The sequence below is a fragment of the Limnohabitans sp. TS-CS-82 genome (assembly GCF_002943475.1).
Map to the genome: position 1 here is coordinate 66,035 of NZ_PTQX01000001.1, position 25,450 is coordinate 91,484.

The window sequence follows — 25,450 nt, forward strand, 5'->3', positions numbered from 1 at the left end:
CATGAGTACCGCTGTTTCTAAAACCATTGCCTACGAGAGCCACACCGACTTCTCTCACGTCAAACCCGAAGACACCCAGTTCTTACCCGGTGGCTTGCGCGACTTCTTTGTGTACCGCGATCTCGGCGTGGCTGCTGCCACCCGCGGCAAGGTGATTGCCCACATCGCCAAAGCCAACATGCCACCCGACAACGGCACAGGCTGGCACTACCACGTGGCCGAATTTCAAATCGTCATCATGCTCAAAGGTTGGGCGCGCTTCATGTACGGCGAAACACCCACGCTGGTGTCAGCGGGCGACTGCGTGCATCAAAAGCCCGGCATCATTCACTACCTCTTCGACTACTCGCCTGACATGGAGTACTTAGAAATTGTGGGACCTGCTGACTTTGAATCCATCCCTGTGGATGGCCCCTGTGCGGTGCCGCACATCACGCCTTGGGTGAAGTAATTTTTCAACCATCGTTCAGACATAAAAAAGACCACCCGAGGGTGGTCTTTTTTGTGGATCACAAGCGTTAATTACTTCGCGCCTGGCACTTTGCCTTCCACGCCTTTGACGTAGAAGTTAACGCCGCTCAAGAACTTGTCGTCGGCGACTTCACCAGCCTTCAACACTTCTTTGCCAGCGTTGTCGACGAGTGGGCCTTTCCAAATGGCGAAGCTGCCATCGGTCAAACCTTTTTTCACATCAGCCACTTTGGCTTTGGTGTCAGCTGGCACGTCTTCGGCGATGGACACGATGTCAATCGCGCCGTCTTTCACGCCAGACCATGTGTGGCCGCCGCCTGTCCACTTGCCTTCCAAGGCTTGGCGGGTGGCGTTGATGTAGTAAGGCGTCCAGTTGATCACGGCAGAAGCCAAGTGCGCTTTGGGGCCGTAGGCTGTCATGTCAGAGTCCCAACCGAAGGCGCGCTTGCCTTTGTCTTGGGCTGTTTTCAGCACAGCAGGAGAGTCGGTGTTTTGGAACAACACGTCAGCACCGCCGTTGATGAGCGATGTGGCAGCTTCAGTTTCTTTCGGTGGGTTGAACCACTCATTGACCCACACCACTTTGGTCTTGACTTTGGGGTTGCTCGATTGCGCGCCCAAAGTGAAACTGTTGATGTTGCGAATGACTTCAGGAATTGGGATAGACGCCACAACGCCCAAGGTGTTGCTCTTGGTCATCTTGCCCGCGATCACGCCAGCCATGTACGCGCCTTCGTAGGTGCGGCTGTCGTAGGTACGCATGTTGGCGGCTTGTTTGTAGCCAGTGGCGTGCTCGAACTTCACATCAGGTGTGTCAGCGGCCACTTTGAGCATGGGCTCCATGTAGCCGAAGGTGGTGCCAAACACCAGCTTGTTGCCTTGACCGACCATGTCGCGGATCACGCGCTCTGCATCAGCAGACTCGGGCACGTTTTCAACGAACGATGTAGAAATCTTGTCACCGAATTCTTTTTCGAGGGCTTTACGTGCGTTGTCGTGCGCAAAGGTCCAGCCGCCGTCGCCCACAGGGCCGACGTAGGCAAATGCAATTTTCAAGGGCTCAGCCTTGGCTGCAGCGGCAGGCGCTTCAGCGGGCTTGGCTTCTTCTTTTTTGCCACAGCCCACCAACACTGCGGCAGAGACTGCGGTCAAGGCTGCGGCTTGCAACCAGCGACGTTTGAACAAATTAGTCATGAAAAACCCTTTACAAGAGAACTAGAAAAAGTGGAGAAATTATCAACCAGGGAAAAACGGTTTGCCAATCGAAGCGGGCATATTTACCCTGAGCCAACGCGGATTTTTAGAGATCAGCGCCAGCACCACGATGGTGGCCAAGTAAGGCAGCATGCTCAAGAACTGACTGGGCACGTCCACACCCGAGGCCTGCAAATGAAACTGAAGCATGGTCACACCACCAAACAGATAAGCACCAAGCAACACGCGTGCCGGACGCCATGTGGCGAAGGTGGTGAGCGCCAAGGCGATCCAGCCTTTGCCTGCAATCATGCCCTCCACCCACAGCGGCGTATAGATGATGGAGATGTAGGCACCCGCCAGACCACACAGCGCACCGCCGACCACCACCGCCAACAAGCGGATACGACGCACGGGATAGCCCAAAGCATGGGCGGATTCGGGCGACTCACCCACGGCACGCAAAACCAAACCCGAACGTGTTCGGTAGAGGAAATAAATCAAACCTAAAGTGAGCGCAATGGCCCCGTAGACGAGTGGATGGTGCTTGAACAAAGCAGACCCAAACCAAGGAATGTCCGCCAAAAATGGCACGTCATACTGAATGCGCTCAGGCAGCTTGGCCTGCACATAACTCGTACCCACAAAGGCCGAGAAGCCGCCGCCAAAAAGGCTGAGCGCCAAGCCCGTGGCGTATTGGTTGGTGTTCATCCAAATCACCAACACGCCGAACAGCGCAGCCATCAAAGCACCTGCGCCCATGCCCGCCAAAAAGCCCAGCGTGTCGCTGCCTGTAGTGGCCACAGTGGCAAAGCCTGCAATGGCAGCGCACAGCATCATGCCTTCTGCGCCTAAGTTGACGATGCCCGCTTTTTCGTTGATCAACAGGCCCAGCGACGCCAGCGCCAAAACAGTGCCTGCGTTCATGGTGGAGGCCCACAAGAGTGCGTAGGTTTCCATCACAGTGCCTCCGCAGAATTTGGATGTGCTGCGCGGGATACCCAACGCACGCGGTATTGCATCAAGGTGTCACACGCCAACAGCGTGAACAACAACAAACCTTGGAACACGCCCGTCAGTGAACGGGGCAAGCCAAGGCGCGATTGCGCCAGCTCACCGCCGATGTAAAACATGCTCATCAATATGGCCGACAGCACCATGCCCACGGGGTGCAAGCGCCCCACAAAGGCCACGATGATGGCCGCGAAACCATAGCCCACCGGCACAAACGGCGTGAGCTGACGCAGCGGCCCTGCCACTTCTAAAGCGCCCGCCAAACCAGCGGCTGCACCCGAGGTGAGAAGCGCCAGCCACAACGCCTTGCGTGACGAGAAGCCCGCATAACGCGCTGCATCGGGGGCCAAGCCGCCCACTTGCTGCGCAAAGCCTGCGTGCGTGCGAAACAAAAACACCCACAGTGCACCCACACCCGCCAGCGCCAGCAGCACGCCAATGTTCACGCGTGTGCCAGTGATGAGCTTGGGAATTTGCGTGATGGCATCAAAGGTTTTGGTTTGCGGAAAGTTGTAGCCCAGTGGGTCTTTCCAAGGGCCGTAGACCAAGAAGTTGAGCGCCATGATGGCCACGTACACCAGCATGAGGCTGACCAAAATTTCGCTCGCATGAAAACGGTCCCGCAAGAATGCGGTGATGCCCGCCCACACCATGCCGCCCGCAATGCCCGCCAGCAAGATGAGCACCCAAAAGCCTGCGCCTGTGTTGACATCTGCCATCAGTGCCACGCCCGAGGCAAACACTGCCCCCATGACGAACTGGCCTTCTGCACCAATGTTCCACACGTTGGAGCGAAAGCACACCGCCAGCCCCAGCGCAATCAGCAACAACGGCGTGGCCTTGACCATCAACTCGGACAAGGCATACACGCTCTTGATGGGTTCCCAAAAGAACACCTGCAAACCACGCACCGGATCTTTGCCCAGCGCGACAAACAGAATCACACCCAACACCACCGTGATGGCCAGCGCCAGCAAGGGCGAGGCATAGCGCCACAGCTTAGAGGGCTGGGCACGCGGCTCAAGACGCAGCATGGTTCACCTCCCCTGTTGCAGCGGGCGCATCCCACAAGCCACTCATCCACGCGCCGATGCGCGACACATTGGCATCTTCGCGTGTGAGCGCGGGCGACAAGCGGCCCTCGGCCATCACATGCAAACGGTCTGACAGCTCTAACAACTCATCCAACTCCTCACTCACCACTAACACCGCGCAGCCTGCATCGCGCAAAGCCAGCAGTGCGGCGCGTATTTGCGCGGCAGCGCCCACGTCCACACCCCATGTGGGCTGCGACACGATGAGCAACTTAGGCGCTGCTTCAATCTCGCGGCCCACCAAAAACTTTTGCAAATTGCCACCCGACAGTGAACGCGCCGCCGCATCGGGGCCTCCCGCTTTCACTTGGTATTTGGCAATGATGTTGGCAGCTTGGGTGTGCAGGGTGTTCAGGTTGAGCCAACCCAAAGCACCGGCTGCACCGCTAGACGCCACCGCGTCATGACGTGTGAGCAACAGGTTTTGCGCGAGGCTCAGGCTAGGCACTGCGCCACGGCCTAGGCGCTCTTCTGGCACAAAGTGAAGCCCGAGGTCACGGCGTTGGTCTGGGTTGAGTTGGCCCATCGCTTGGCCGCTCAGCTGAATACTCTCGGCCGCCGCACGCCTGTCTTCACCCGACAAAGCAAACAGCAGCTCGCGCTGACCGTTACCCGACACACCAGCAATGCCCACCACCTCGCCTGCGCGCACTTGCAGATTGACACCATTCAGGTCTACGCCAAACGGGTCATCGGCTTTTAGCGTCAAGTCGTTCACACTGAGCACGGCAGCGCCTGGCTTGTGCTCGCGCACATGCAGCTCGGGCGGCAAGCTACCAATCATGAGTTGGCTCAGCGAGGCATTGGTTTCTTGGCGCGGGTCGCAAACGCCGGTCACACGGCCGGCACGCATGACGGTGCAAGCGGTGCACAAGGCGCGAATTTCGTGCAGCTTGTGGCTGATGTACAAAATGCTTCGGCCCTCAGACGCCAGTTGACGCAACACCACAAAGAGCTTCTCCACCGCTTGCGGTGTGAGCACCGAGGTGGGCTCGTCCAAGATGAGCAGCTGCGGGTTGGTCAACAAAGCACGGATGATTTCCACGCGCTGCATCTCGCCCACGCCCAGCGTGTGCACGGGGCGGGCGGGGTCAATGTCGAGGCCGTATTGCACGGCGGTGTCGGTGATGCGTTGCGTCACTTCGGCGAGGGTGAGCGACTTGTCAAGGCCAAGCCACACGTTCTCAGCCACGCTAAGGGTGTCAAACAAGCTGAAGTGCTGAAACACCATGCTGATGCCCAAACGACGCGCCTCTTGCGGGTTGCGAATGTTCACCACCTCACCGTTGAAGCGAATCTCGCCCGCATCGGGCTTGACCGCGCCGTAGATGATCTTCATCAGCGTGGATTTGCCAGCGCCGTTCTCGCCCAACACGGCGTGAATTTCGCCGGGCTGCACCGTCAGGCTCACGCCATCGTTGGCCACCACAGCGGGGTAACGCTTGGTGATGTGGGAGAGTAATAGGCGGGGCTGGCTCATCCCCGTAGGTTACAACACCAAGATGGCGCGGAAGTCGTTCACATTGGTGTGCGTGGGGCCGGTCACCACCAAGTCGCCCACTGCTTCAAAGAAACCGTAGGCATCGTTTCGGTCCAGGCAGTCGGTGGCTTTGACGCCTGCGGCCTCAGCGCGGGCCAAGGTGTCGGGCGCGACCAAGGCACCTGCGTTGTCTTCAATGCCGTCAATGCCATCGGTGTCAGCCGCAATGGCCCAGACGTTGGGTTGCGCTTGCAAGGCCACGGCTAGGCCTAGGCAGAACTCCCCTGCTCTACCGCCACGGCCAGGCCGAGCGTGCGGCAGAGCGCTCTGCTCCGTGTCCCCCGCCCGCTGCGCGGTCTCCTCCTTGACCTGCGCAGAGCGCCCTGCCACACGCTCGGCCTTTCGGATGGTCACAGTAGTTTCGCCGCCACTCAAAATCACACAGGGCTTTTTGAAAGGACCTTGGCCTTTGGCCGCTGCACGCGCTAACGCGGCGTGGACTTTGCCCACTTCGCGAGATTCGCCTTCCAGTTCATCGCTCAACACATAGGCGTTCAGGCCTGCGGCACGCGCCACTTCGGCTGCGGCTTCCAACGACTGTTGAGGCGTAGCAATCAGACGCACGGGCTGCTTGTCCCACGCGGGGCTGGGCTTGGGTGTTTCTAGTGCGCCTGCTTTCAGCGCGGCTTCGATGGCGGCGGGCACTTCGATGTTGTAGCGTTGCAGGATGGCCCATGCGTCGGCACAGGTCGTCACGTCGGGCACGGTGGGGCCGCTGGCGATGACCGAAGGGTCGTCGCCCGGCACATCGCTGATGGTGAGCGTCACCACTTGCGCGGGCGCACACGCGGCGGCCAAGCGGCCACCTTTGATGCGCGAGAGGTGCTTGCGCACGCAGTTCATTTCGCCAATGCCTGCGCCACTGTTGAGCAAATCCCGGTTGATGCGCTGTTTGTCTTCCAACGTCAAGCCGTCAGCTGGCAGCGTGAGCAAGGCAGAGCCGCCGCCAGAAATTAGGCACAGCACCAAGTCGTCAGCGGTAAGCCCTTGCGTCAACGCCAAGATGCGCTCGGCAGCAGCAAGGCCAGCTGCATCGGGCACAGGGTGCGACGCCTCAACCACCTCAATACGCTCGGGCACACCCGCAGGGCGCGGTGGCGTGTGGCCGTAGCGTGTGACGACCAAGCCGGACATTGGTTTGTCGGCAGGCCACAGCGCCTCGACCGCTTGGGCCATTGCGCCACCGGCCTTGCCTGCGCCCAAAACGATGGTGCGACCTTTGGGTGGCTGCGGCAGATAGGCGGCGGTGTTGTGCAGCGGTAAAGCACGCAGCACGGCTGCGTCGTAGAGCTGGCGCAGGAAGGATTGGGGATCGGTGTGTGGATCAATCATCCTTCTATCCTAGCGCTGCTCAAACAGCTTTAGGCCAACCAAGCCTTGAGCGAAGCCGCTACTTTTTCAGCAGAAATGCCATAGCGGTCGTGCAGCGTGGGCAATGCACCCGCGTCGAGGAATGCATCAGGCAGACCCAGCATACGGAACTTGGCAGGTGCTGCACCTTCGCGCAACAACAAGCCAGCCACTGCTTCGCCCAAGCCGCCAATCACTGAGTGGTTCTCAGCCACCACAACCAAACGACCAGGCTTGCGCACTTCGGCCAAGATGGTGGCTTCGTCGAGCGGCTTGATGGTGGGGCAATGCAACACCGCCACGTTGATCTTGTCGGCTTCGAGTTGCTTGGCCACTTCGAGTGTGCGCATGGTCATGAAGCCGCTGGAAATCACCAACACATCATTGCCTTCGCGCAGCATCTTGGCTTTGCCCAACTCGAACTTGTAGTTGTATTCGTCCAGCACCAGCGGCACATTGCCGCGCAACAAGCGCATGTACACAGGGCCTTGGTGGGCCGCGATTTGTGGCACGGCTTGCTCGATGTCGAGCGCGTCGCAAGGGTCCACCACGGTCAGGCCCGGAATGGCGCGCATCATGGCCAAATCTTCGGTGGCCTGATGGCTAGGGCCGTAGCCGGTGGTGAGACCGGGCAAGGCACAGCAAATCTTCACGTTCAAGTTTTCTTCGGCAATCACTTGATGGATGAAGTCATACGCACGGCGTGTGCCAAACACGGCGTAGGTCGTGGCGAATGGCACCAAGCCTGTTTTGGCCATGCCGCCCGCTGCGCCCATGAGCAACTGCTCGGCCATGCCCATTTGGAAAAAGCGCTCGGGGTGCGCCTGTGCAAACAGGTGCAAGTCGGTGTACTTGGCAAGGTCGGCGGTCATGCCCACCACTTCGGGGTGGCTGGCGGCGTATTCCACCAAGGCTTTGCCAAAAGGCGCGGCTTGCACGCGCTGGCCTTCGCTGGCGATGGAGGCGATCATGGCTGAGGTGGTCAGCCGAGGTTTTTTTTCAGTTACAGCATTCATGTTTTGTTCCGAATTTGTTACGGACGGTTGGCGTCCAACACTTCCAAAGCTTGTTGCCACTCAGGTGGGTCCACGCGGATGAAGTGATTTTTCTCACGTGTCTCTAAGAAAGGCACGCCTTTGCCCATCAAGGTGTCGCACAAAATCACGCGGGGTTTGGCATCGGGCAAGGCACGTGCGGTGTCAAAGGCACGCAGCACGGCAGGCAAGTGATTGCCATCCACGCGTTGCACATGCCAACCAAACGACGCCCATTTGTCGGCCAAGGGTTCGAAACCCATCACCTTGGTGGAGGGACCATCGGCTTGTTGGTTGTTGATGTCGACCATGCAAATCAAGTTGCCCAAACCATGGTGCGCGGCAGACATGGCGGCTTCCCAGGTGGAGCCTTCGTCAAGCTCACCGTCGGACATGGAGTTGTAAACAAACGCTGAGCTGCCTTGGTGGCGTAATCCCAAAGCCATGCCCACCGCAATGGGCAAACCTTGACCGAGCGAACCGCCCGACATTTCCATGCCGGGTGTGTACGTGGCCATGCCCGACATAGGCAAGCGGCTGTCGTCGCTGCCGTAGGTTTCGAGTTCGGACTCGGGGATGATGCCCGCCTCAATCATGGCGGCATACGCCGCAATGGCGTAGTGACCGTGCGAGAGCAAAAAGCGGTCACGCCCTTCCCACTCGGGTTCGTTGGGACGGAAGTTCATCGCGTGGCCATAGGCGACCGCCAGCACGTCGGCATAGCCCAAAGCTTGGCCCACATAGCCTTGGCCTTGCACTTCGCCCATGCGCAAGGCATAACGACGAATGCGATAAGCGCACTGAGCAATGGAGGACAAGTTGTCCTGAGTTGAATTCATTCATTTCTCCAATCAACTATTTGCAATCAATATTCGGTCACTTGAAAATGGCCTCAGGCACATAAGACACCAACAACAACACGCCAAAGGCAACCAAGTAAAACGGTCCGAGTTCGCGCACGGTTTCACCCACTTTGACCTTGGCCAAGGAGCTGGTGATAAACAACGTAGTCCCCACGGGCGGGGTGTAAAGACCAATGGCCAAGTTCACGGTCATCATGATGCCCAGCTGTGTGAGATCCATGCCAATCGAGTTAGCAAGCGGCACAAACACAGGGGTCAACAACAACACGGCAGCGGGTAAGTCGATGAACATGCCGCAGACCAACATCAGGACGTTCATGAGCAAGATCACAGTCCAAGCACTAGACAAATTGGCCTGCGCCCAACCCACCACGCCATCGGGCATACGGTCAAACGTGAGCAACCAACCAATGGCTGCCGAGGCCATGATGACGAGCAAGACCACACCTGTTGACAAACCTGCTTCCATCACAGCTTTGTGCAAGCGCTTCCAACCCAAATCACGGTAAACCACGACAGAAACCACACCCGCATACAGCGTAGACAACACGCTCACCTCGGTGGGCGTGGCAATGCCAAAGCGCAAGAAGATCACAATCAAAACCGGCAAGACCAAAGCAGGCGCTGCATACAACAGCTGCTGCCCGAAGATGCCCCAATTGAGCTTGCGTGTCTCCCGTGGGAAGTTGCGTCGACGCCCCACCCACCAGCACACAGCCATGAAGCCACCGCACATCAGTAAGCCCGGCATGATGCCTGCCACAAACAGCGCGGCAACCGACGTGTTGCTCGACAGGGCAAACAAAATCATCGGGATCGAAGGTGGAATCAAGATGTCGATCGTGGCGGCTGCGGCCAAGGTGGCAGCAGAAAAAGCGGGCGGGTAACCCAAACGCTTTTGCCACGGGATCAACAACGACCCGATGGCCGAAGCATCAGCCACAGCCGAGCCCGAGACACCCCCAAAAATGGTGGACGACAACACCCCCACCTGACCCGGGCCACCATGAAAGCGGCCGATCAAGGTGGACAACACGCCAATCAGCGCTTCACCCAGTTTGCCGCCCATCATGAGCGATCCAGTGAGCATGAAAAACGGAATGGCGATCAAAGGAAAACTTTGCACCTGCGCCACCATTTGCTGCACCAGCAAATCCAATGGCACGCGGTCTGAGGTTGCGGCGGCAGCCATAGCGGCCACCAACAAGGCATGAGCGATCGGAATAGCGATCACGGCAGCGCCCAAAAAAACAAGCAAGATCAATGCGGTCATGGTTCTATCTTTCTCACCAATGAACCGGTGCAGGTTCAGTAGACACAGGGGCATTCGGATCGGCGATCCAAGCGCGCCAAGCCGACATCACAGCCAACACAGCGAGCAGCGCCATCCCCACCATCACGCAGGCGTAGGTGATCGAACCTGGTATTTGCAAAATAGGGGACTTCTCGTCGTGCACGATATCCAGCATGCGCCAAGTCGCCAGTGTCAAAGTGCCGTAAAGCACGCAAACCACAGCCCAGCCCAAGACGCCCCAGAGCCGACGTGCAGCGCCCGACATCTTGTCCATCAAAAAGCTCGTGGTGATGTGCGCGCCATGCTGTGCAGCCAACACCACACCGGACATGACGAGCCAAGGGAACAGCAATTCAGGCACTTCGTTGGCCCATTGCAAACTGGCACCCGTGGCGTAACGCAAGATGGTGTTGCCAACCAAGATGGCAAAAATCACCACGGTGCTTATCCACAGCAACACCTGACACAAGACCGAGATGGTCCGTTCAATCAAATTCATGAGGTTCTCCAACCCGCACGCGCTAGCGTGCGGGGGTAGGACAAAGAGGCTTGCAAGCCCTTGAAGATCAGCGCGCAGCTGCGATCACTTTTTTCAGGAAAGGACCGATGGGAGAAGCCAACCATTTGTCATCCACGTTGCCAGTCGCCTTGGCAAAAGCTGCTTTGTCTACGGTGTTGATCTGAGCGCCCTTGGCTTTGAGTTCGCTGATCAACTTTTCGTCGCTCTCCTTAGACAACTTGCGCTGCAACTCTGTGGCCTCAGCGGCAGCTTCTTGCAACACTTTCTTGTCTGCATCGTTCAAACGGTCCCAGCTGCGCTTGCTCATCAGCAAGGGTGTCATTTCGTATTTGTGGCCTGTCATCGAAATGAACTTGTTCACTTCATAGAGTTTGCTAGCGTGGATGTTCATGAGCGGGTTTTCCTGACCATCCACCACACCCTGCTGCAAAGCCACATACAACTCAGCAAACTTGATCTGTTGAGCCTCAGCACCCAACGCTTGCATGATGTCGACCGTCACGGCATCAGGGGGCGTACGCATCTTGAGACCTTTGAGGTCTTCAGGCTTGGCCAACGCACGCTTGCTGTTGCTCATGTGACGAATGCCGTTGTCCCAGTAACCCAAAACCACCAAGCCTTTTTCTGCAGACTTGTCGGCCAGTTCTTTGCCCAGGGGACCATCCAGCATTTTCCAAACTTGTGGCAAATCGCTGAACAAGAAAGGCATGCCAAAAGCAGCGTACTCCGGCACGGTGGTGGCCACAGCGCCTTGCGAGTTGGCACTGATATCCAAAGCACCTGTGCGCAGCGCCGTAACCATGGCTGCGTCGTCACCCAATTGGGCTGATGGGGCCACTTGGATTTCGATACGGCCACCTGATTTGGCCTTCGCAACCTCGGCCATCTTCACTGCGGCCTCATGGCGCGGATTGCCGGGGGCAGCGCCGTGACCCAAGGTCAACTTGACGGCTTGGGCATGTGACAAGGTTGTCGCAGCCAAAACTGCAGTGGCCAGCAAAGTGCGGCGAATGAAAGAAATGTGTTTCATGGTTTTGTCTCCTGATATTGTTTAAGTGAACGACTAACGAGGGGGGATTTAGTGAATCAACATGCCACCGTTCACGTCTAACGTGACACCGGTGCAGTACTTCGACAAGCTGCTGGCAAGGAACACCACGCAACCTGCGACATCGTTTGGCTCGCCAATGTGGCCGAGTGGAATGCCATCCAAAATGGCTTGGCGTTTGTCTTCAGGGATCTTGCCTTTGTTGATGTCGGTGGCGATGAGGCCAGGTGTCACGCAGTTGACGCGGATGTTGTTGCCGCCGTATTCGCGAGCCATGGCACGGGCCAAGCCCAACACACCTGCCTTGGCTGCTGAGTAATGAGGGCCACCCAAAATGCCTCCGCCACGTTGGGCAGACACGGAAGAAATACACACGATAGAACCGCTGTTTTGCGCAATCATCAATGGCAACACCGCTTGCGAAGCGTAGAGCGTGCCGCGCAGGCTCACATCCAAGATGCGGTCGTAGTCAGCGCCAGTGATGTCCAAGAACTTCACAGGTTGTGTGATGCCAGCGTTGTTCACCAAAATGTCGATGCGACCGTACTTGGCTTTGATTTGCGCCACAGCCGCTTCACATGACGCTTTGTCGGTCACGTTGCCCACCAAACCCAAATGCTCGGCACCCAGTTGGGCAGCTGCGGCTTGTGGGTTGGCCACTTCCAAATCGAGGATGACCACTTTGGCGCCCTGCTCCGCCATCATGCGTGCGGTGGCAAAGCCCAAACCGTTTAAACCTGCGCCGCCTGTGACGACGGCAACTTTGTCCTTGAGTAGCATGCTTGTCTCCTTGTTTGATTGCATTGCGTTGATCGAGTGGCGCGATTGTTTGACAGGCAAGCACTTGAGCGCAAACGATATAAACTCACTCATGATTTAATTTCATTCAACCATGATCCCCCCACTCGCCGCCCTGCAAGCCTTTGAAACCATCGCCCGCCGCAAGAGCTTTGCGCTGGCTGCCGAAGAGCTACACCTGACGCCTTCAGCCGTCAGCCACCAAGTCGCCAAGCTAGAAGGCCTGCTGCATGTGCGCCTGTTTGAGCGTTCGGCCCGTGGGGTGGAAATGACGCCCGCAGGCCAGCAATATTTGCAGCGCGTGGCCAGCGCCTTGGGCGCCATCAACGCCGCCACCGAAGACTTACGCCACGGCGTGCAAGACACGCTGTATGTCCACAGCAGCCCCAGCTTTGCCAGCCTGTGGCTGATGCCGCGCATTGCCCGTTTTGCCGAGCGACATCCCAACATTTCGCTCATGTTGTCGGCCTCGCATGTGCATTCAGACTTTCAGCTCGGGCAAATGGACATCGACATTCGCTATGGCATGCCCAACTGGCCCAACCTCGAAGTCGAGGCCATCTTCACCGAGCGCATCATGCCGCTGGCCAGCCCAGAGTTCATCCGCACCCATGCCCTGCACGAACCCGCTGACTTGATGCGCGTGCCACTGATTCAGTCCAGTGTGAGCGTGGTGCAATGGCCCGATTGGTTCACCCGCTTTGGGGGCGAGTTGCGCCCTGAGCGCATGGGCCTGCGCTTTGACCGCGCCATGATGAGCTTGGACGCAGCCGTGCAAAAACTCGGCGTGGCACTGGAGAGCTCAAGCGTGGGTCAGTCCCTCATTGACAGCGGCAAGTTGCAACCCGTGTTTGCTGAGCACATGAGCATCGAAGTGCAAGCACACTTCATGGTGTACCCAGCTCGACATGCGTCACGGCCTGAAGTGAAAAGCTTTGTGGAGTGGTTGCGGGAAGAGGCGGCACCTTAAGCCACCCAAAAGGTTGAATTAGGTTCATCTGAGCCTGAATATTCATCGCTTGCGCTCATGTATGGGGTTGGCAAAAATCCGCCTCATGAACGCACACCCTCAACAAAATCTGGCGCACGCCATCCGTTTTCTCTCGATTGACGCCATCGTCAAAGCCCAAGAAGGCCACCAAGGTGTACCGCTGGGCATGGCCGAGATTGCCACCGCGCTCTACACGCGCCATCTCAAGTTCAACCCACAAGACGCGGGCTGGTTTGACCGCGACCGCGTGGTGCTGTCCAACGGGCATGGCTCGATGCTCTTGTATTCGCTGCTGCACCTGACGGGCTATCCGGCGTTTCCGATTGAAGAAGTGCAGCGCTTTCGCGTGCTGGGCTCGGTGTGCGAAGGCCACCCCGAGCGTCCGCACGACGAGCCCAACGGCATTGAAGTGACCACCGGCCCGCTGGGCCAAGGCATTGCCAACGCCTTTGGCATGGCAGTGGCCGAGGCGTATCTGAATGCCCGCTTTGGCAAGGACTTGGTCAACCACTTCACCTACGCGTTTGTGGGCGACGGTTGCCTGCAAGAAGGCGTGGGCCAGGAGATGATTTCATTGGCCGGCCATTTGCAATTGGGCAAGCTGGTGCTGCTGTGGGACGACAACCAAATCACCGACGACGGCAGCACTGATTTGTCCATCAGCGAGAACGTGGCCGAGCGCTTCCGTGTGGCGGGCTGGCATGTGGTGGAGCTGGACGGCCACGACATCGACGCCGTATCTGCCGCCCTCGATGCTGCACGGCTTGACCCACGCCCCTCCATGCTGGCCTGTCGCACCGTGATTGCCAAAGGCATTGCACGCTTGCAAGGCCAGCGCGGCGGTCACAGCGGTCGCTTGTTTGAAGAAGATGCCCAAGCCGCACGCGACATGCTGGGCTGGACGCATGGCCCGTTTGAAATCCCTGCGGACGTGCAACAGGCTTGGCGCACCGCCGGTCAGCGCAGCGCTGCCGAACACCAAGCTTGGCACGCCCGCGTGGCTGCATTGCCCGCTTCCGAGCGCGCAGAGTTTGAACGTGTCATGCGCGGCGAGTTGCCCGCGCACTGGCAACAAGTGCTGCTGGACTACAAACAACAAGCCTTGCAAGCACCACCCGCGCCCAGCGGCATCTTCATCTCGGCAGAAATCAACGACCTGCTCACCCCCGTGTTGCCCGAGCGCATGGTGGGCTGCGCCGACCTCGAAGCGCCCACCAGCCACAAGCGTGGCCTGACCGCGTTCAACGCGCAAGACCGTGCAGGCTCGTATGTGCACTGCGGCGTGCGCGAGCATGTGATGGCCTCGATGGCCAACGGTATGGCGGCTCACGGCGGCGTGATTCCGCTGTCGGTCACCTACCTCGCGTTTGCTGACTATGAACGCCCGGCCATGCGCATGGCCGCGCTCATGGGCTTGCCCGTGAAGTTTGTGTTCAGCCACGATTCGATTGGGATTGGCCGCAACGGCCCCACGCACCAACCGGTGGAAATCCTCGCCTCGCTGCGGGCCATGCCCAATATGTGGGTCATGCGCCCGGCCGATGCGGTGGAAGCTGCTGAGTGTTGGGAGCTGGCTTTGCAAAATCAAGATGGCCCCGTGAGCATGGTGTTCGCACGTCAGTCATTGCCTTTGGTGCGTCACACGCATACCACCGACAACCTCACACGCCGTGGTGCGTATGTGTTGCACGAAGCGACCTGCGGTCCGCGGCAAGTGACCTTGCTGGCCACCGGCTCTGAAGTGTTGCTGGCCGTGCAAGCACGCGAACAGCTCGAAGCCGCAGGCGTGGGCACGGCGGTGGTATCGATGCCTTGCTGGGAATTGTTCAACGTGCAAGACGCGGCGTACCGCCAAAGCGTATTAGGCACCGGCGTTCGCGTGGGCATCGAGGCTGCGGTGCGTCAAGGTTGGGATGCTTACCTTGGCATCGACGGAGGCTTTGTAGGCATGACAGGTTTTGGCGCCAGCGGCCCAGCAGATGAGTTGTACAAACTGTTCAACATCACGACCGAAGCGATGGTGGCCGAGGCCAAGCGCCTGCTTAAAATCTAAACCACTGCAAAAGCCCGGGATGCGCGGCAACGTGGTGCTCGCCCAAACTGGGGACTCGGCCACGACTTGTTTGATTGTTTTTGAAGGACAAGTCCATGACCACACTGCTCATCCACCGCGCCCGCTGCATCGCTTTGATGGACGATGCGAATACAGAACTGAATGACGCCTCGCTGCTGCTGAAGGACGGCCGCATTGAACGCATCATTCCGGCTGGCGACAACACAGACGCCGAAATTAGCGAGCTGCTGAAGCAAGTCGACGAGGTGATTGACGCCCGACGCCATGTGGTGGTGCCTGGCCTGATCAACACGCACCACCACATGGTGCAAAGCCTCACGCGTGCCGTACCGCAGGTGCAAAACGCCGAGCTGTTCAGTTGGCTCAAAGGGCTGTACCCCATTTGGGCAGGCCTCACGCCCGAGATGGTGTTGGTGTCTAACCAAGTGGCGATGGCCGAGCTGCTGCTGAGTGGCTGCACCACCAGCAGCGACCACCTGTACATCTACCCCAACGGCGTGCGACTGGACGACAGCATTGAAGCCGCGCACACCATTGGCATGCGCTTTACGGCCACACGCGGCAGCATGAGCGTGGGCGAAAGCCAAGGCGGCCTGCCGCCCGACCGCGTGGTGGAAAAAGAAGCCTTCATACTGAAAGAAACCCAACGCCTGATTGAGACCTACCACGACGCCAGCTATGGCGCGATGACGCACGTGGCCGTGGCCCCCTGCTCGCCCTTCAGCGTGAGCCAAGACCTCATGCGCGAAGCAGCCAAACTGGCCCGCGCACACAAGGTGCGCCTGCACACGCACTTGGCCGAGAACGACCACGACATTGCATACACAAAAGAGAAATTCAACTGCACGCCCGCGCAATACGCCGAAGACTTAGGCTGGGTGGGCCACGACGTGTGGCACGCTCACTGCGTGAAACTGGACGACGAAGGCACGTATTTGTTTGCACGCACGCGCACCGGCATTGCCCACTGCCCGTGCAGCAATATGCGATTGGCCAGCGGCATCTTGCCCCTGCGCAAAATGCTAGACGCCGGTGTGCCTATTGGTTTGGGCGTAGACGGCAGCGCCAGCAACGACGCCGCCCACCTGCTGAACGAAGCACGCCAAGCCATGCTGCTGGCACGCGTGGGACGAGCGCTGGACGACCCGCGCGTCGAAGACGGGCATACCGTATTCGGCTGTGACCGCGGCCCATCCGAGATGACACCGCGCGACGCCCTGCGCCTAGCCACACGCGGTGGCGCAGAAGTGCTGGGCCGCGCCCACGAGCTGGGGCAAATCAAAGAGGGCTATTGCGCCGACATCGCCATGTTCCGCACCGACACACTCAGCATGGCCGGCGGCGCGGTGCACGACCCCGTGGGTGCGCTGCTCCTATGCGCCAGCGACAACGCCGACTACACCATCGTGAATGGACGCGTAGTCGTGCGTAAAGGTGAGATTGCAACGGTGGACATGGGGCCGTTGATTGAGCGGCATAACCAGCTGGCGATGCAGTTGGCAGGAAGATGAGAAACACGCCAAGATTTCAAGTTAAATCTTGGCGCGCATCGGGCTCACTTAGACCTCTTGGCCCATGACCCAGTTAGGCACACTGGTGACGATCTCCGGAAAAATCGTGATGAGCACAATGGCCAAGATCATGCAAGCAAAAAATGGCAGCGTCATACGCGCGATTCGATTGCTGTCGATCCCTGTCATGTTTTGCAACACGAACAGGTTAAAACCCACCGGTGGCGTGATCTCTGCAATTTCAATCAGCATGATGATGAAGATGCCAAACCACACCAAATCGAAGCCCGCTTTTTGAATCATGGGCAACACCACTGCGCTGGTCAGCACAATCATGGAGATGCCATCCAACGCTGTGCCGAGCACGAGATAAATCACCACCAACACGGCAATTAAACCGAAGGGGGAAAGATTCAGGCTCTGCACAAACTCTGCCAATTCACGCGGAATGCCTGTGAAGGCCATGGTCTTTGTGAGAAACGCCGCGCCTGCCAAGATGAACATGATCATGCAGCTGATGCGTGTGGCACCTGCAAGGCCTGCCCAAAAATTTTCCCAAGTCAAACTGCGTCCAGCAGCGGCAATGGCCAGTGATCCAACGACTCCCCAAGCGGCACATTCGGTGGCCGTTGCTAAGCCGCTGACCAGCACCCAAACGATGAACACAATCAGCAAGCCACAGGGAATGAGACTGCCAGATCGGCGAAGTTTTTCGGTCAATGTGGTCGGAGCTTCAGGCGGAGGAACACGGTCGGGGTGTCGAATGCTCCACCAAGCGATGTAGCCAGAGAACAAGCCCATCAACAAAAAACCAGGTAAAAAACCTGCCAAGAACAGTCTGATCACGCTGGCATCCGCAGCCACCGCATAAACAACCATCGTGATCGATGGCGGAATCAAAATGCCAAGACCGCCTGCGGCTGAGAGTGACCCCAGTGCCAGTCCTTTGTCATAGCCGCGTCGCTCCAATTCGGGCAATGCGACTTTGGCAATCGTGGCGCAGGTTGCGGCAGAGGAACCCGAGACCGAACCGAAAATGCCGCACCCCAAAATGGTGGTGTGCATCAGGCGACCCGGTACGCGATTCAACCAAGGTGCCAAGCCATCAAACATTTGCTCAGACAAACGGGTGCGATACAAAATTTCACCCATCCAGATGAACAGCGGCAAAGCTGCAAGTTCCCAACTCGCCGTGGTTTCCCAAAAAGCAGTGAACAGGTTCATGCCCGGCTCGGTGCTGGTAAAGAAAGCCTGACCGACCCAGCCCACTATGGCCAGCGTCATCGCGATCCAAACACCACCGCTCAACATCAACAGCATCAACAGCAGCAAAAATCCGCCAATTTCAAGCAAGCTCATCACAACTCCTCGGAAAAATCGCCACGTGCGTGGCGTTCTTCCACACGGACCACGTAGCTAGGCTTGCCGCCACGCAAAACGCAGACACACTCGTCCACAACCGCCACAAACAAAATGGCAGCGCCAATCACAAAACTCAGTTGTGGAATCCACAGTGGAATCGCCACCATATTGCCTGCAATGTCGTTGAACTCCCAGCTTTGATAGGTGAAACGTGCGGCCCAAAAACTCAGGTAGCAAATGGCAACGCTCGCGGTTGCCAAAGAAATAACTTCAAGCCAATGTCGCGTGCGTGGGGACACTTTTTCAAGCAACAAAGTCACCCGTACAAAGTCACCATTTCTAAAGCTATAGGCCATGCCAAAAAAGGCGGCGGCCGCACACAACCATGACACCACGTCGTTGATCCAAGAGACTCGCCAGTCCAGGCTACGCCCCAAGGACGCACCGACCATAAGCAACAAAATGATCAGAACACACAAAGAGGAGATCACTCCTCCCAGTGCATATAGTCCATCGAGGCTGCGTCGCAGCCTCGATGGTTGCGTAACGTTTGCAGTGTTCATGATCAACGTTTGTAGTCAGCCAGCAAGGCTTGGCCGTCAGCGCCAGACTTCTCCAGCCACTCGGTAAGCATCGTGTCACCGACTTTCTTCATGTCGGCTTTGAGCTGAGCAGATGGCTCCAGCACTTGCATGCCGTTGGCTTTGAGTTTGAGCTTAGATTCGGCATCCACACGCTTGCTGGCCGCCAGTCCACGCGTTTCCGCAGCGGCAGCTGCGTTCATGACCGCCGTTTGCGTTGCTTTGTCCAAAGCGTCAAATGCTTTGCGATTGACAATCACCATGTTCTTAGGCAACCAAGCTTGAACGTCGTAGTAATACTTGAGGTGCTCGTACAACTTGCTGTCAACACCTGTGGCGCCTGAGGTCATGGTCGCCTCGACCACGCCAGTTGCTAACGCTTGAGAGAGTTCTGCAGCTTGCACGGTCACAGGTTGCGCCTTCACTAAATCAGCGATACGAGCCGTGGCTGGGCTGTACGCACGCCATTTGACGCTCTTGAGATCAGCGGCTGAGGCAATCGGCTTTTTGGTGAAGATTCCTTGTGGGGGCCAAGCCACGGCATAGAGATAAACCAAACCCTGATCAGCCAACTTTTTCTCAACCATAGGACGCTGTGCAGCTTGCAACTTGACCGATTCGTCATAGCTGTCTGCCAAGAACGGTAAACCATCTGCACCGTAGATTTGCCATTCGTTTTGCAAACTGGCTTGAATCACCTCACCGGCTTGCGCCTGTCCACCTTGGACTGCACGCTTGATTTCTGTTGCCTTGAACAGCGAAGCGTTCGAATGGACGGTGATCTTGAGCTTGCCTGCTGTTGCTTTTTCCACATCGCTGGCGAACTGCATCAAGTTCTCAGAATGAAAGTTACTAGCTGGATAGGCTGAAGCCAAATCCCATTTGGTCTGGGCCTGAACAAGGCCAGCAGTCAGACAGCTTGCTAGACCCAAAGCGGCGAGAGAAAGATACTTGCGTTTCATGAAACATCTCCAATCAGTAGTTAAGTTACGACAGAATGAATTTACCTTTTTATCAACGATTCATCATAGGTATATTCCCTAATCGTTGACATTTTGTTGACGATTTGATTTTATGATGGCGACATAAGCACCACCCGCCAAGCCACCTTTGAGAGAACACGTATGGCAAAGAAACCCAACACCGAACAACATACCAGTGTGCCGATCGTCTCATCGTCACACCTGGTCTCACCTCGAAGCGCCGAAATGAGTGAATTCGAATTTGGTCTGATCGTGGCAGGAAATGCATTTCATCGGTGGATCATCCATTGCATGTCTGCAGCAGGACTGAAAGACCTCACCCCGCTCGATGTACTGGTGCTCCACCATGTGTCTCACCGAGCACGAGACAAACGTCTGTCCGACATCTGCTTCATCATGAACGTGGAGGACACGCACCTTATCAACTACTCCCTCAAAAAGCTGCAAGGGCTGGGTGTGGTGGCGTCGCGCAAGAGCGGTAAAGAAGTGACCTACTCTTCGACGGCGACAGGTAACGAATATGTGCAACGCTACCGCGAGATTCGCGAGAGCTGTCTCATCAATGCCTTGAAAGCTGATGAGGCCCTCAACCGTGACATTGGCGAACTGGCCAGACTGCTGCGCGTCTTGTCAGGCGTCTACGACCAAGCCGCTCGGTCAGCCGCATCGCTGTGAGCGCGACGAATCCCGCATATGACAACACGACTCTTGGCCCTTGGCGACAGCGCATGGACGGTGGAGTTTGGCACGGACATTAGCCCCGAACTGAATGCACAAGTCATGGCCTTCGCAAATCGCATCGCGCAAGCACGCCTAGATGACCCCCGGTTTGCAACCATCACTGACGTCGTCCCCACATTTCGCTCGCTCACCGTGCATTTTTCTGTACAAAACACCGATGCGGATGCACTGGCCACGCAGTTGTTGGCGTTGGCACAAGACAGCGAACAGCAAACGATCCAGGGTAAACAATGGCGCTTACCCGCGTGCTTCGACCCAAGTTTTGCACCTGATTTGTCGGCTTGGGCAGAGGCGAAACAGATCGGTGAAGACGCCCTCATTGAACGTATGTTGGCCACTTCATTTCGCGTTTACATGATTGGTTTTTTGCCTGGCTTTCCTTATATGGGCGGCTTACCGCCAGAATTGGCCATGCCTCGATTGACCAGCCCGCGCCAGCGCGTGCCAGCCAACTCGATCGCCATCGCAGGAGAAATGTGCGCGGTCTATCCTTGGGAAAGCCCCGGGGGATGGAACTTAATTGGGAAAACCCCCGTTCAGTTGTTCGATCCGCACCACATCGAACAACCTGCCATGCTGGCAGCGGGCGACATCGTCAGGTGGTATGCCATTGACAAAAGTGAATACGAACACCTGCTCTCCCAATGCAGCAACGGGAAATTAACGCGCGACGCATTTCTTTCTTCGGGAGATGTGTCATGAGTCGGACGTCTCACGGCCTGATCGAAATTCTGCAGCCGGGTATTGGCACCACCGTCCAGGATCGAGGACGCGCAGGACACCGCCATGAAGGCATTCCTTTGTCTGGTTGGCTGGACGCACCGTTGGCAGAGGCCGCCAATGCTTTGGTAGGAAATGCGGGTGGAGAAGCCGTCTTGGAGTTGCGCGGCATGGGCACCGAACTGCGCATCAAGTCGGGGCCTGTACGCATCGCATTAACGGGGATCATTGGCGCGAAGTGGTTAACCCAAGAGGGCACCATCACGGCCTTGCCTGCTTGGCAAAGCGCTACGCTACAAACAGGTGATCGATTGACATTGGGCATTGCCGAAACAGGTTGCGCTTATCTGGCCGTCACCAGTGGCCTACAACTGCCTGCACAACTTGGTAGCCGATCTAGCTATTGGCGCGCTGGACTGGAAGGGCTGATGGGTCGCGCATTCCGTCCAGGTGATGTGCTGCCCTGTAGCACCTGGACCACCTCTGACTTTCGCGAATGGCGAAGCCGTGAACCATGGACGCACGAAGCAGGACCTGTGCGTGTCATTTTGGGGCCTCAACACCATCACTTCTTGCCAGAGTCAATCGCCTCGTTTCAACATGAGGAATGGGAAGCGACCGTTGAACAAGATCGCATGGGCCTGAGGCTGCGCGGTAAGGCCTTGATGCACACCCACGCAACTGCGGCCGATATCGTCTCGGATGCTGTGACACCGGGAGCCATCCAAGTGCCCGCCAATGGGCAACCGATTGTGCTGCTGGCAGACAGCCAAACCGTGGGGGGGTATCCCAAAATTGCCACCGTGATTCAAGCGGATTTACCAAAGCTTGCGCATTTGAAACCGGGATCTCGGATACGGTTTCAAAGTGTGACCAACGCTCAAGCGAGGCAAGCCCTACAAGCACAGCGCGCTGCATGGATGCAATGGATGACCGCGCGTGAATCGTTTTTACCTCCTGGATTTATTGATGAACAAGCCCTCTACAACTGCAACCTTGTGAGCGGCATGTTGCGCGCAGAACTGTGATTGGAACCATGACGATGACACCCCATCAAATCAACCTCAATGCTGACTTAGGTGAAAGCTTCGGCGCCTGGACCATGGGTGACGATTCAGCCTTGCTACAAATCGTCAAAAGCGCCAACGTCGCTTGTGGCTTTCACGCAGGCGATCCCACCGTGATGCAAACCACCGTCCGCCAGGCGATTGCCCAGGGCGTGAGCATTGGCGCACACCCCTCTTACCCAGACCTTCAAGGTTTTGGACGGCGCGTGATGCAGATGTCGGCCAAAGATTTAGAGGCCAACCTGATTTATCAAATCGGGGCATTGCAAGCTATCGCGGCCGCAGAAGGCGGACGCGTCACTCATGTAAAACCACATGGGGCTTTGCACAATGTCGCGTGCGCGGACGCTGAGGTAGCCACCACCGTGGTCAAAGGTTTGCGCAAGCTAGACTCCTCTCTGATTCTTCTTGCGCCCCCCTACTCAACGCTCGCGAAAGCAGCGGAAGATGCAGGACAACCCGTTCGGTACGAGGTATTCGCTGATCGCACCTACTTAGATGATGGACAACTCACACCACGCTCGCGCGAAGGCGCGGTGATTCACGACAGCCAAGCGTGCGTCTCGCATGTGCTGCGAATGCTCAGCGCCAAAGCCATCGTGACAGCCAATGGCCTTCATCTGCCCTGTCGAATCGATAGCATCTGTGTCCACGGCGACGGACCTGAGGCGGTGGCAACCGCGCAAGCGATACGACTCGCGCTTGAAGCGGCAGGCTACACATTGACGGCACTTACCCAGTTAGGAGACGATCAATGACCACGCAAATTCACACCTTACCGTCTTACCTTGATCCCCAGCACTTAGGACCTTGGGGCATTTATTTGGAGCAAATCGATCGGGTCACCCCATATCTAGGTTCGCTATCGCGCTGGGTGGAAACGCTCAAACGACCCAAGCGCATGCTGATCGTCGATGTCCCCATCGAACTGGACAACGGGACAGTGGCGCACTTCGAGGGCTACCGCGTACAACACAACACAAGTCGTGGCCCTGGCAAAGGCGGGGTTCGCTTTCACCAAGACGTGACCCTGTCCGAAGTCATGGCGCTTTCGGCGTGGATGTCTGTCAAAAACGCTGCCGTCAACCTACCTTTTGGCGGTGCCAAGGGGGGGGTGCGGGTCAACCCTCAAACGCTATCTCGCGGTGAACTCGAACGCGTCACACGTCGCTACACCAGTGAGATCGGCATCATCATTGGTCCTACACGCGATATCCCCGCCCCTGACGTGAACACGAACGAACAGATCATGGCCTGGATGATGGATACCTACTCCATGAACGAAGGCGCCACCGCCACGGGCGTGGTCACGGGCAAACCCATCGCCCTCGGTGGATCGCTTGGGCGCAAAGAAGCCACTGGTCGAGGTGTCTTTACCGTTGGCGAAGAAGCCGCGCGCCGGATTGGGTTGAACTTGCAAGGGGCCCGCGTGGCCGTGCAGGGCTTGGGTAATGTGGGCGGTGTCGCCGCTCAGCTGTTTGCAGAAGCTGGTTGCCGCATAGTTGCGGTGCAAGACCATGTCAGCACCCTCTATTGCGAAGCAGGTTTCAATGTCACGCAGCTGTTGGCCCATGTGGCACAACATGGGTCCGTGAAAGGCTTTGCACCCGCCGCGTCTTTAGAGACTGATCAATTCTGGCAAGTGCCATGTGACATCCTCGTGCCAGCGGCGTTAGAGCAACAAATCACCGCCGCCAATGCTCACCATGTCCAAGCAAAACTTGTCATTGAAGGGGCCAACGGTCCAACCACACCCGAAGCCGACGACATCCTCGCAGAACGTGGCGTATTGGTCGTGCCAGACGTGATTGCCAATGCTGGCGGTGTGACCGTCAGCTACTTCGAATGGGTGCAGGATTTTTCCAGCTTCTTCTGGGACGAAAACGAAATCAATGCAAGGCTCGTGCGCATCATGCGTGAAGCTTTTGCAGCGATCTGGCAAACGGCGGACACACACAAAGTCAGCCTGCGCACGGCCACATTCATCATCGCATGCACACGCATGTTGCAAGCTCGCGAACTCCGCGGTTTGTATCCCTGAAATGCGTTCAAACGCCAAGCTCATCGGGCACCCACACCGTCACTGTTGTCTAAACTCCAGCCATGATCCAAGGCCTCGTCCAACTCTTCATCTTCCAAGCCCTCGGCGAACTCGTCTCTAAGTTCGCCCTGCCCTTCATCCCTGGCCCTGTGTTGGGCTTGGTGTTGTTGCTGGTGTATCTCAGCGTTCGCGGCCACGTGCCTACGTCAATAGACCTTGTTGGTGGCAGCATCTTGCAGCACTTGGGGTTGCTGTTCATCCCCGCATCGGTGGGCGTGGTGCTTTACTTGCCCGTGTTGCAGGCCAACGCGTGGGCCATCAGCGCGGCGCTGGTGGTGAGCGTGGTGGCCACGGTGGCGGTGACGGCGGGCTTGCTGAAAGTGTTGGCTAAGAAGAATCCTACCGATGCATAACGTATGAATAAGGAATTTCAAACGCAGTTGCCACCCATCTCTGACATTTGGGTGTACCTCTCGGGCAGCCCCCTGCTGGCCTTGGTGCTGACGCTGAGCGCGTATTTGTTGGGGCTCACGCTGTACGAACGCAGCCAGCGCAACCCGCTGGCCAACCCTGTGTTGATTGCGGTGGTGGTGGTTTGCTTCAGCATCAGCGTGCTCGACATGCCGTATGCCAAGTATTTCGAAGGCGCGCAGTTTGTGCACTTCTTGCTGGGCACAGCCACGGTATCGCTGGCCATTCCGATCTACAAAGGTTTTGCGTCACTCAAGGGCCGCATGAGCGTGTTGCTGCTGTCACTGGTGGCGGGTGGCATCACGTCAGTGTTCACCGCCGTGGGTATGGCGCGTTGGTTAGGCGTGGACGAGTCGTTGGTGCGCGGCTTGGTGGCCAAGTCGGTCACCGCGCCAATTGCGATGGGCATTGCCGAACGCGTGCAAGCCTCGCCTACCTTGACCGCCATCTTTGCGGTGAGCACCGGTATCTTGGGCGCCGTGCTGGGCCGCTACGTGTTGGATGCCTTGCGCGTGACCGCATGGTGGCAACGCGGTTTTGCCTTAGGCGTAGCGGCACACGGCATAGGCACCTCACGCGCTTTCAGCGTACACCCCGAAGCAGGCGCCTACGCCAGCCTGGGTATGGGCTTGCACGGCATTGTGGGTGCGGTGGTGATTCCGTATGCGGTGGCTTGGTGGTTTTAAGG

Annotated in this window: 25 protein-coding genes; 11 read left to right on the forward strand and 14 right to left on the reverse strand. The window is 57.6% G+C overall.

Translation table 11 applies throughout. The features are described from left to right. Position 1: 1 nt before the first annotated feature. Positions 2–451: a cupin domain-containing protein gene (locus tag C5F52_RS00295; RefSeq protein ID WP_369951831.1), complete on the forward strand. Its 450-nt coding sequence runs from the start codon at positions 2–4 to the stop codon at positions 449–451. Positions 452–522: 71 nt separating this feature from the next. Here the strand turns inward: C5F52_RS00295 and C5F52_RS00300 are convergent, their stop codons facing one another. The 11 genes from C5F52_RS00300 to C5F52_RS00350 form a co-directional block, all read right to left on the reverse strand. After that, on the reverse strand, positions 523–1,665 hold the full coding sequence (locus C5F52_RS00300) for a BMP family ABC transporter substrate-binding protein (RefSeq protein WP_104796346.1): 1,143 nt from the start codon (positions 1,663–1,665) through the stop codon (positions 523–525). 42 nt (positions 1,666–1,707) lie between these two features. Continuing rightward, complete coding sequence (locus C5F52_RS00305; protein WP_104796347.1) at positions 1,708–2,625, reverse strand: ABC transporter permease; 918 nt, start codon at positions 2,623–2,625, stop codon at positions 1,708–1,710. Beyond that, positions 2,625–3,713, reverse strand: coding sequence for an ABC transporter permease (locus C5F52_RS00310; protein ID WP_104796348.1), 1,089 nt, complete (start codon positions 3,711–3,713; stop codon positions 2,625–2,627). Before C5F52_RS00310 ends, C5F52_RS00305 begins: the two co-directional genes overlap by 1 nt. Then, positions 3,700–5,253, reverse strand: coding sequence for an ABC transporter ATP-binding protein (locus C5F52_RS00315; protein ID WP_104796349.1), 1,554 nt, complete (start codon positions 5,251–5,253; stop codon positions 3,700–3,702). Before C5F52_RS00315 ends, C5F52_RS00310 begins: the two co-directional genes overlap by 14 nt. A gap of 9 nt (positions 5,254–5,262) precedes the next feature. Beyond that, the gene (locus tag C5F52_RS00320) at positions 5,263–6,645 is read right to left on the reverse strand and encodes a glycerate kinase (RefSeq protein WP_104796350.1); all 1,383 of its coding nucleotides are present in this window, start codon (positions 6,643–6,645) and stop codon (positions 5,263–5,265) included. Between the two features lie 29 nt (positions 6,646–6,674). Beyond that, positions 6,675–7,679, reverse strand: coding sequence for a transketolase family protein (locus C5F52_RS00325; RefSeq protein ID WP_104796351.1), 1,005 nt, complete (start codon positions 7,677–7,679; stop codon positions 6,675–6,677). Positions 7,680–7,696: 17 nt separating this feature from the next. Continuing rightward, the gene (locus C5F52_RS00330) at positions 7,697–8,536 is read right to left on the reverse strand and encodes a transketolase (RefSeq protein ID WP_104796352.1); all 840 of its coding nucleotides are present in this window, start codon (positions 8,534–8,536) and stop codon (positions 7,697–7,699) included. Between the two features lie 37 nt (positions 8,537–8,573). Further along, the gene (locus C5F52_RS00335; RefSeq protein WP_104796353.1) at positions 8,574–9,833 is read right to left on the reverse strand and encodes a TRAP transporter large permease; all 1,260 of its coding nucleotides are present in this window, start codon (positions 9,831–9,833) and stop codon (positions 8,574–8,576) included. A 13-nt stretch (positions 9,834–9,846) separates the two neighbouring features. Then, positions 9,847–10,353 (reverse strand): TRAP transporter small permease, encoded by a 507-nt coding sequence (locus C5F52_RS00340; RefSeq protein ID WP_104797096.1) that lies wholly within the window; start codon positions 10,351–10,353, stop codon positions 9,847–9,849. A gap of 67 nt (positions 10,354–10,420) precedes the next feature. After that, entirely contained in the window at positions 10,421–11,404 is a 984-nt protein-coding gene (locus C5F52_RS00345) for a TRAP transporter substrate-binding protein (RefSeq protein WP_104796354.1), read from the reverse strand. Between the two features lie 48 nt (positions 11,405–11,452). Next, the gene (locus C5F52_RS00350) at positions 11,453–12,202 is read right to left on the reverse strand and encodes an SDR family NAD(P)-dependent oxidoreductase (RefSeq protein WP_104797097.1); all 750 of its coding nucleotides are present in this window, start codon (positions 12,200–12,202) and stop codon (positions 11,453–11,455) included. Between the two features lie 112 nt (positions 12,203–12,314). Between C5F52_RS00350 and C5F52_RS00355 the strand changes: the two genes are divergently transcribed. The 3 genes from C5F52_RS00355 to C5F52_RS00365 all read left to right on the forward strand — a co-directional run bounded on the left by C5F52_RS00355 (position 12,315) and on the right by C5F52_RS00365 (position 16,796). Beyond that, on the forward strand, positions 12,315–13,190 hold the full coding sequence (locus tag C5F52_RS00355) for a LysR substrate-binding domain-containing protein (protein ID WP_104796355.1): 876 nt from the start codon (positions 12,315–12,317) through the stop codon (positions 13,188–13,190). Between the two features lie 61 nt (positions 13,191–13,251). After that, on the forward strand, positions 13,252–15,264 hold the full coding sequence (tkt, locus tag C5F52_RS00360) for a transketolase (protein ID WP_146100009.1): 2,013 nt from the start codon (positions 13,252–13,254) through the stop codon (positions 15,262–15,264). Positions 15,265–15,359: 95 nt separating this feature from the next. After that, a complete protein-coding gene (locus C5F52_RS00365) occupies positions 15,360–16,796 on the forward strand; it encodes an 8-oxoguanine deaminase (RefSeq protein ID WP_104796356.1) in 1,437 nt (478 codons plus the stop codon). Between the two features lie 48 nt (positions 16,797–16,844). On the opposite strand, the gene C5F52_RS00370 is transcribed toward C5F52_RS00365, so the two are convergent. Genes C5F52_RS00370 through C5F52_RS00380 form a run of 3 tightly spaced genes read right to left on the reverse strand, consistent with a single transcriptional unit; the run spans position 16,845 to position 19,701 of the window. Continuing rightward, positions 16,845–18,155: a TRAP transporter large permease gene (locus tag C5F52_RS00370; protein WP_104796357.1), complete on the reverse strand. Its 1,311-nt coding sequence runs from the start codon at positions 18,153–18,155 to the stop codon at positions 16,845–16,847. Further along, positions 18,155–18,721, reverse strand: a complete 567-nt coding sequence (locus C5F52_RS00375) for a TRAP transporter small permease subunit (RefSeq protein ID WP_104796358.1) — start codon at positions 18,719–18,721, stop codon at positions 18,155–18,157. Before C5F52_RS00375 ends, C5F52_RS00370 begins: the two co-directional genes overlap by 1 nt. Positions 18,722–18,723: 2 nt before the next feature. Beyond that, complete coding sequence (locus C5F52_RS00380; protein WP_104796359.1) at positions 18,724–19,701, reverse strand: TRAP transporter substrate-binding protein; 978 nt, start codon at positions 19,699–19,701, stop codon at positions 18,724–18,726. 162 nt (positions 19,702–19,863) lie between these two features. On the opposite strand from C5F52_RS00380, the gene C5F52_RS00385 reads away from it, so the two are divergent. The 7 genes from C5F52_RS00385 (at position 19,864) to C5F52_RS00415 (ending at position 25,448) form a co-directional block, all read left to right on the forward strand. Further along, positions 19,864–20,397 carry a winged helix DNA-binding protein gene (locus C5F52_RS00385; RefSeq protein ID WP_104796360.1) on the forward strand — a complete coding sequence of 178 codons (534 nt, stop codon included), beginning with the start codon at positions 19,864–19,866 and terminating at the stop codon, positions 20,395–20,397. A 33-nt stretch (positions 20,398–20,430) separates the two neighbouring features. Beyond that, on the forward strand, positions 20,431–21,165 hold the full coding sequence (gene pxpB / locus C5F52_RS00390; protein WP_201746931.1) for a 5-oxoprolinase subunit PxpB: 735 nt from the start codon (positions 20,431–20,433) through the stop codon (positions 21,163–21,165). Next, positions 21,162–22,211, forward strand: a complete 1,050-nt coding sequence (locus C5F52_RS00395; protein WP_104796362.1) for a biotin-dependent carboxyltransferase family protein — start codon at positions 21,162–21,164, stop codon at positions 22,209–22,211. The genes pxpB and C5F52_RS00395 overlap by 4 nt, the downstream gene beginning before the upstream one ends. Before the next feature lie 14 nt (positions 22,212–22,225). Next, positions 22,226–23,008 carry a LamB/YcsF family protein gene (locus C5F52_RS00400; protein WP_104796363.1) on the forward strand — a complete coding sequence of 261 codons (783 nt, stop codon included), beginning with the start codon at positions 22,226–22,228 and terminating at the stop codon, positions 23,006–23,008. Further along, on the forward strand, positions 23,005–24,291 hold the full coding sequence (locus C5F52_RS00405) for a Glu/Leu/Phe/Val dehydrogenase (RefSeq protein WP_104796364.1): 1,287 nt from the start codon (positions 23,005–23,007) through the stop codon (positions 24,289–24,291). The genes C5F52_RS00400 and C5F52_RS00405 overlap by 4 nt, the downstream gene beginning before the upstream one ends. Before the next feature lie 62 nt (positions 24,292–24,353). Then, on the forward strand, positions 24,354–24,704 hold the full coding sequence (locus tag C5F52_RS00410) for a CidA/LrgA family protein (protein ID WP_104796365.1): 351 nt from the start codon (positions 24,354–24,356) through the stop codon (positions 24,702–24,704). Between the two features lie 3 nt (positions 24,705–24,707). Beyond that, positions 24,708–25,448 (forward strand): LrgB family protein, encoded by a 741-nt coding sequence (locus C5F52_RS00415; RefSeq protein ID WP_104796366.1) that lies wholly within the window; start codon positions 24,708–24,710, stop codon positions 25,446–25,448. Positions 25,449–25,450 lie beyond the last annotated feature (2 nt).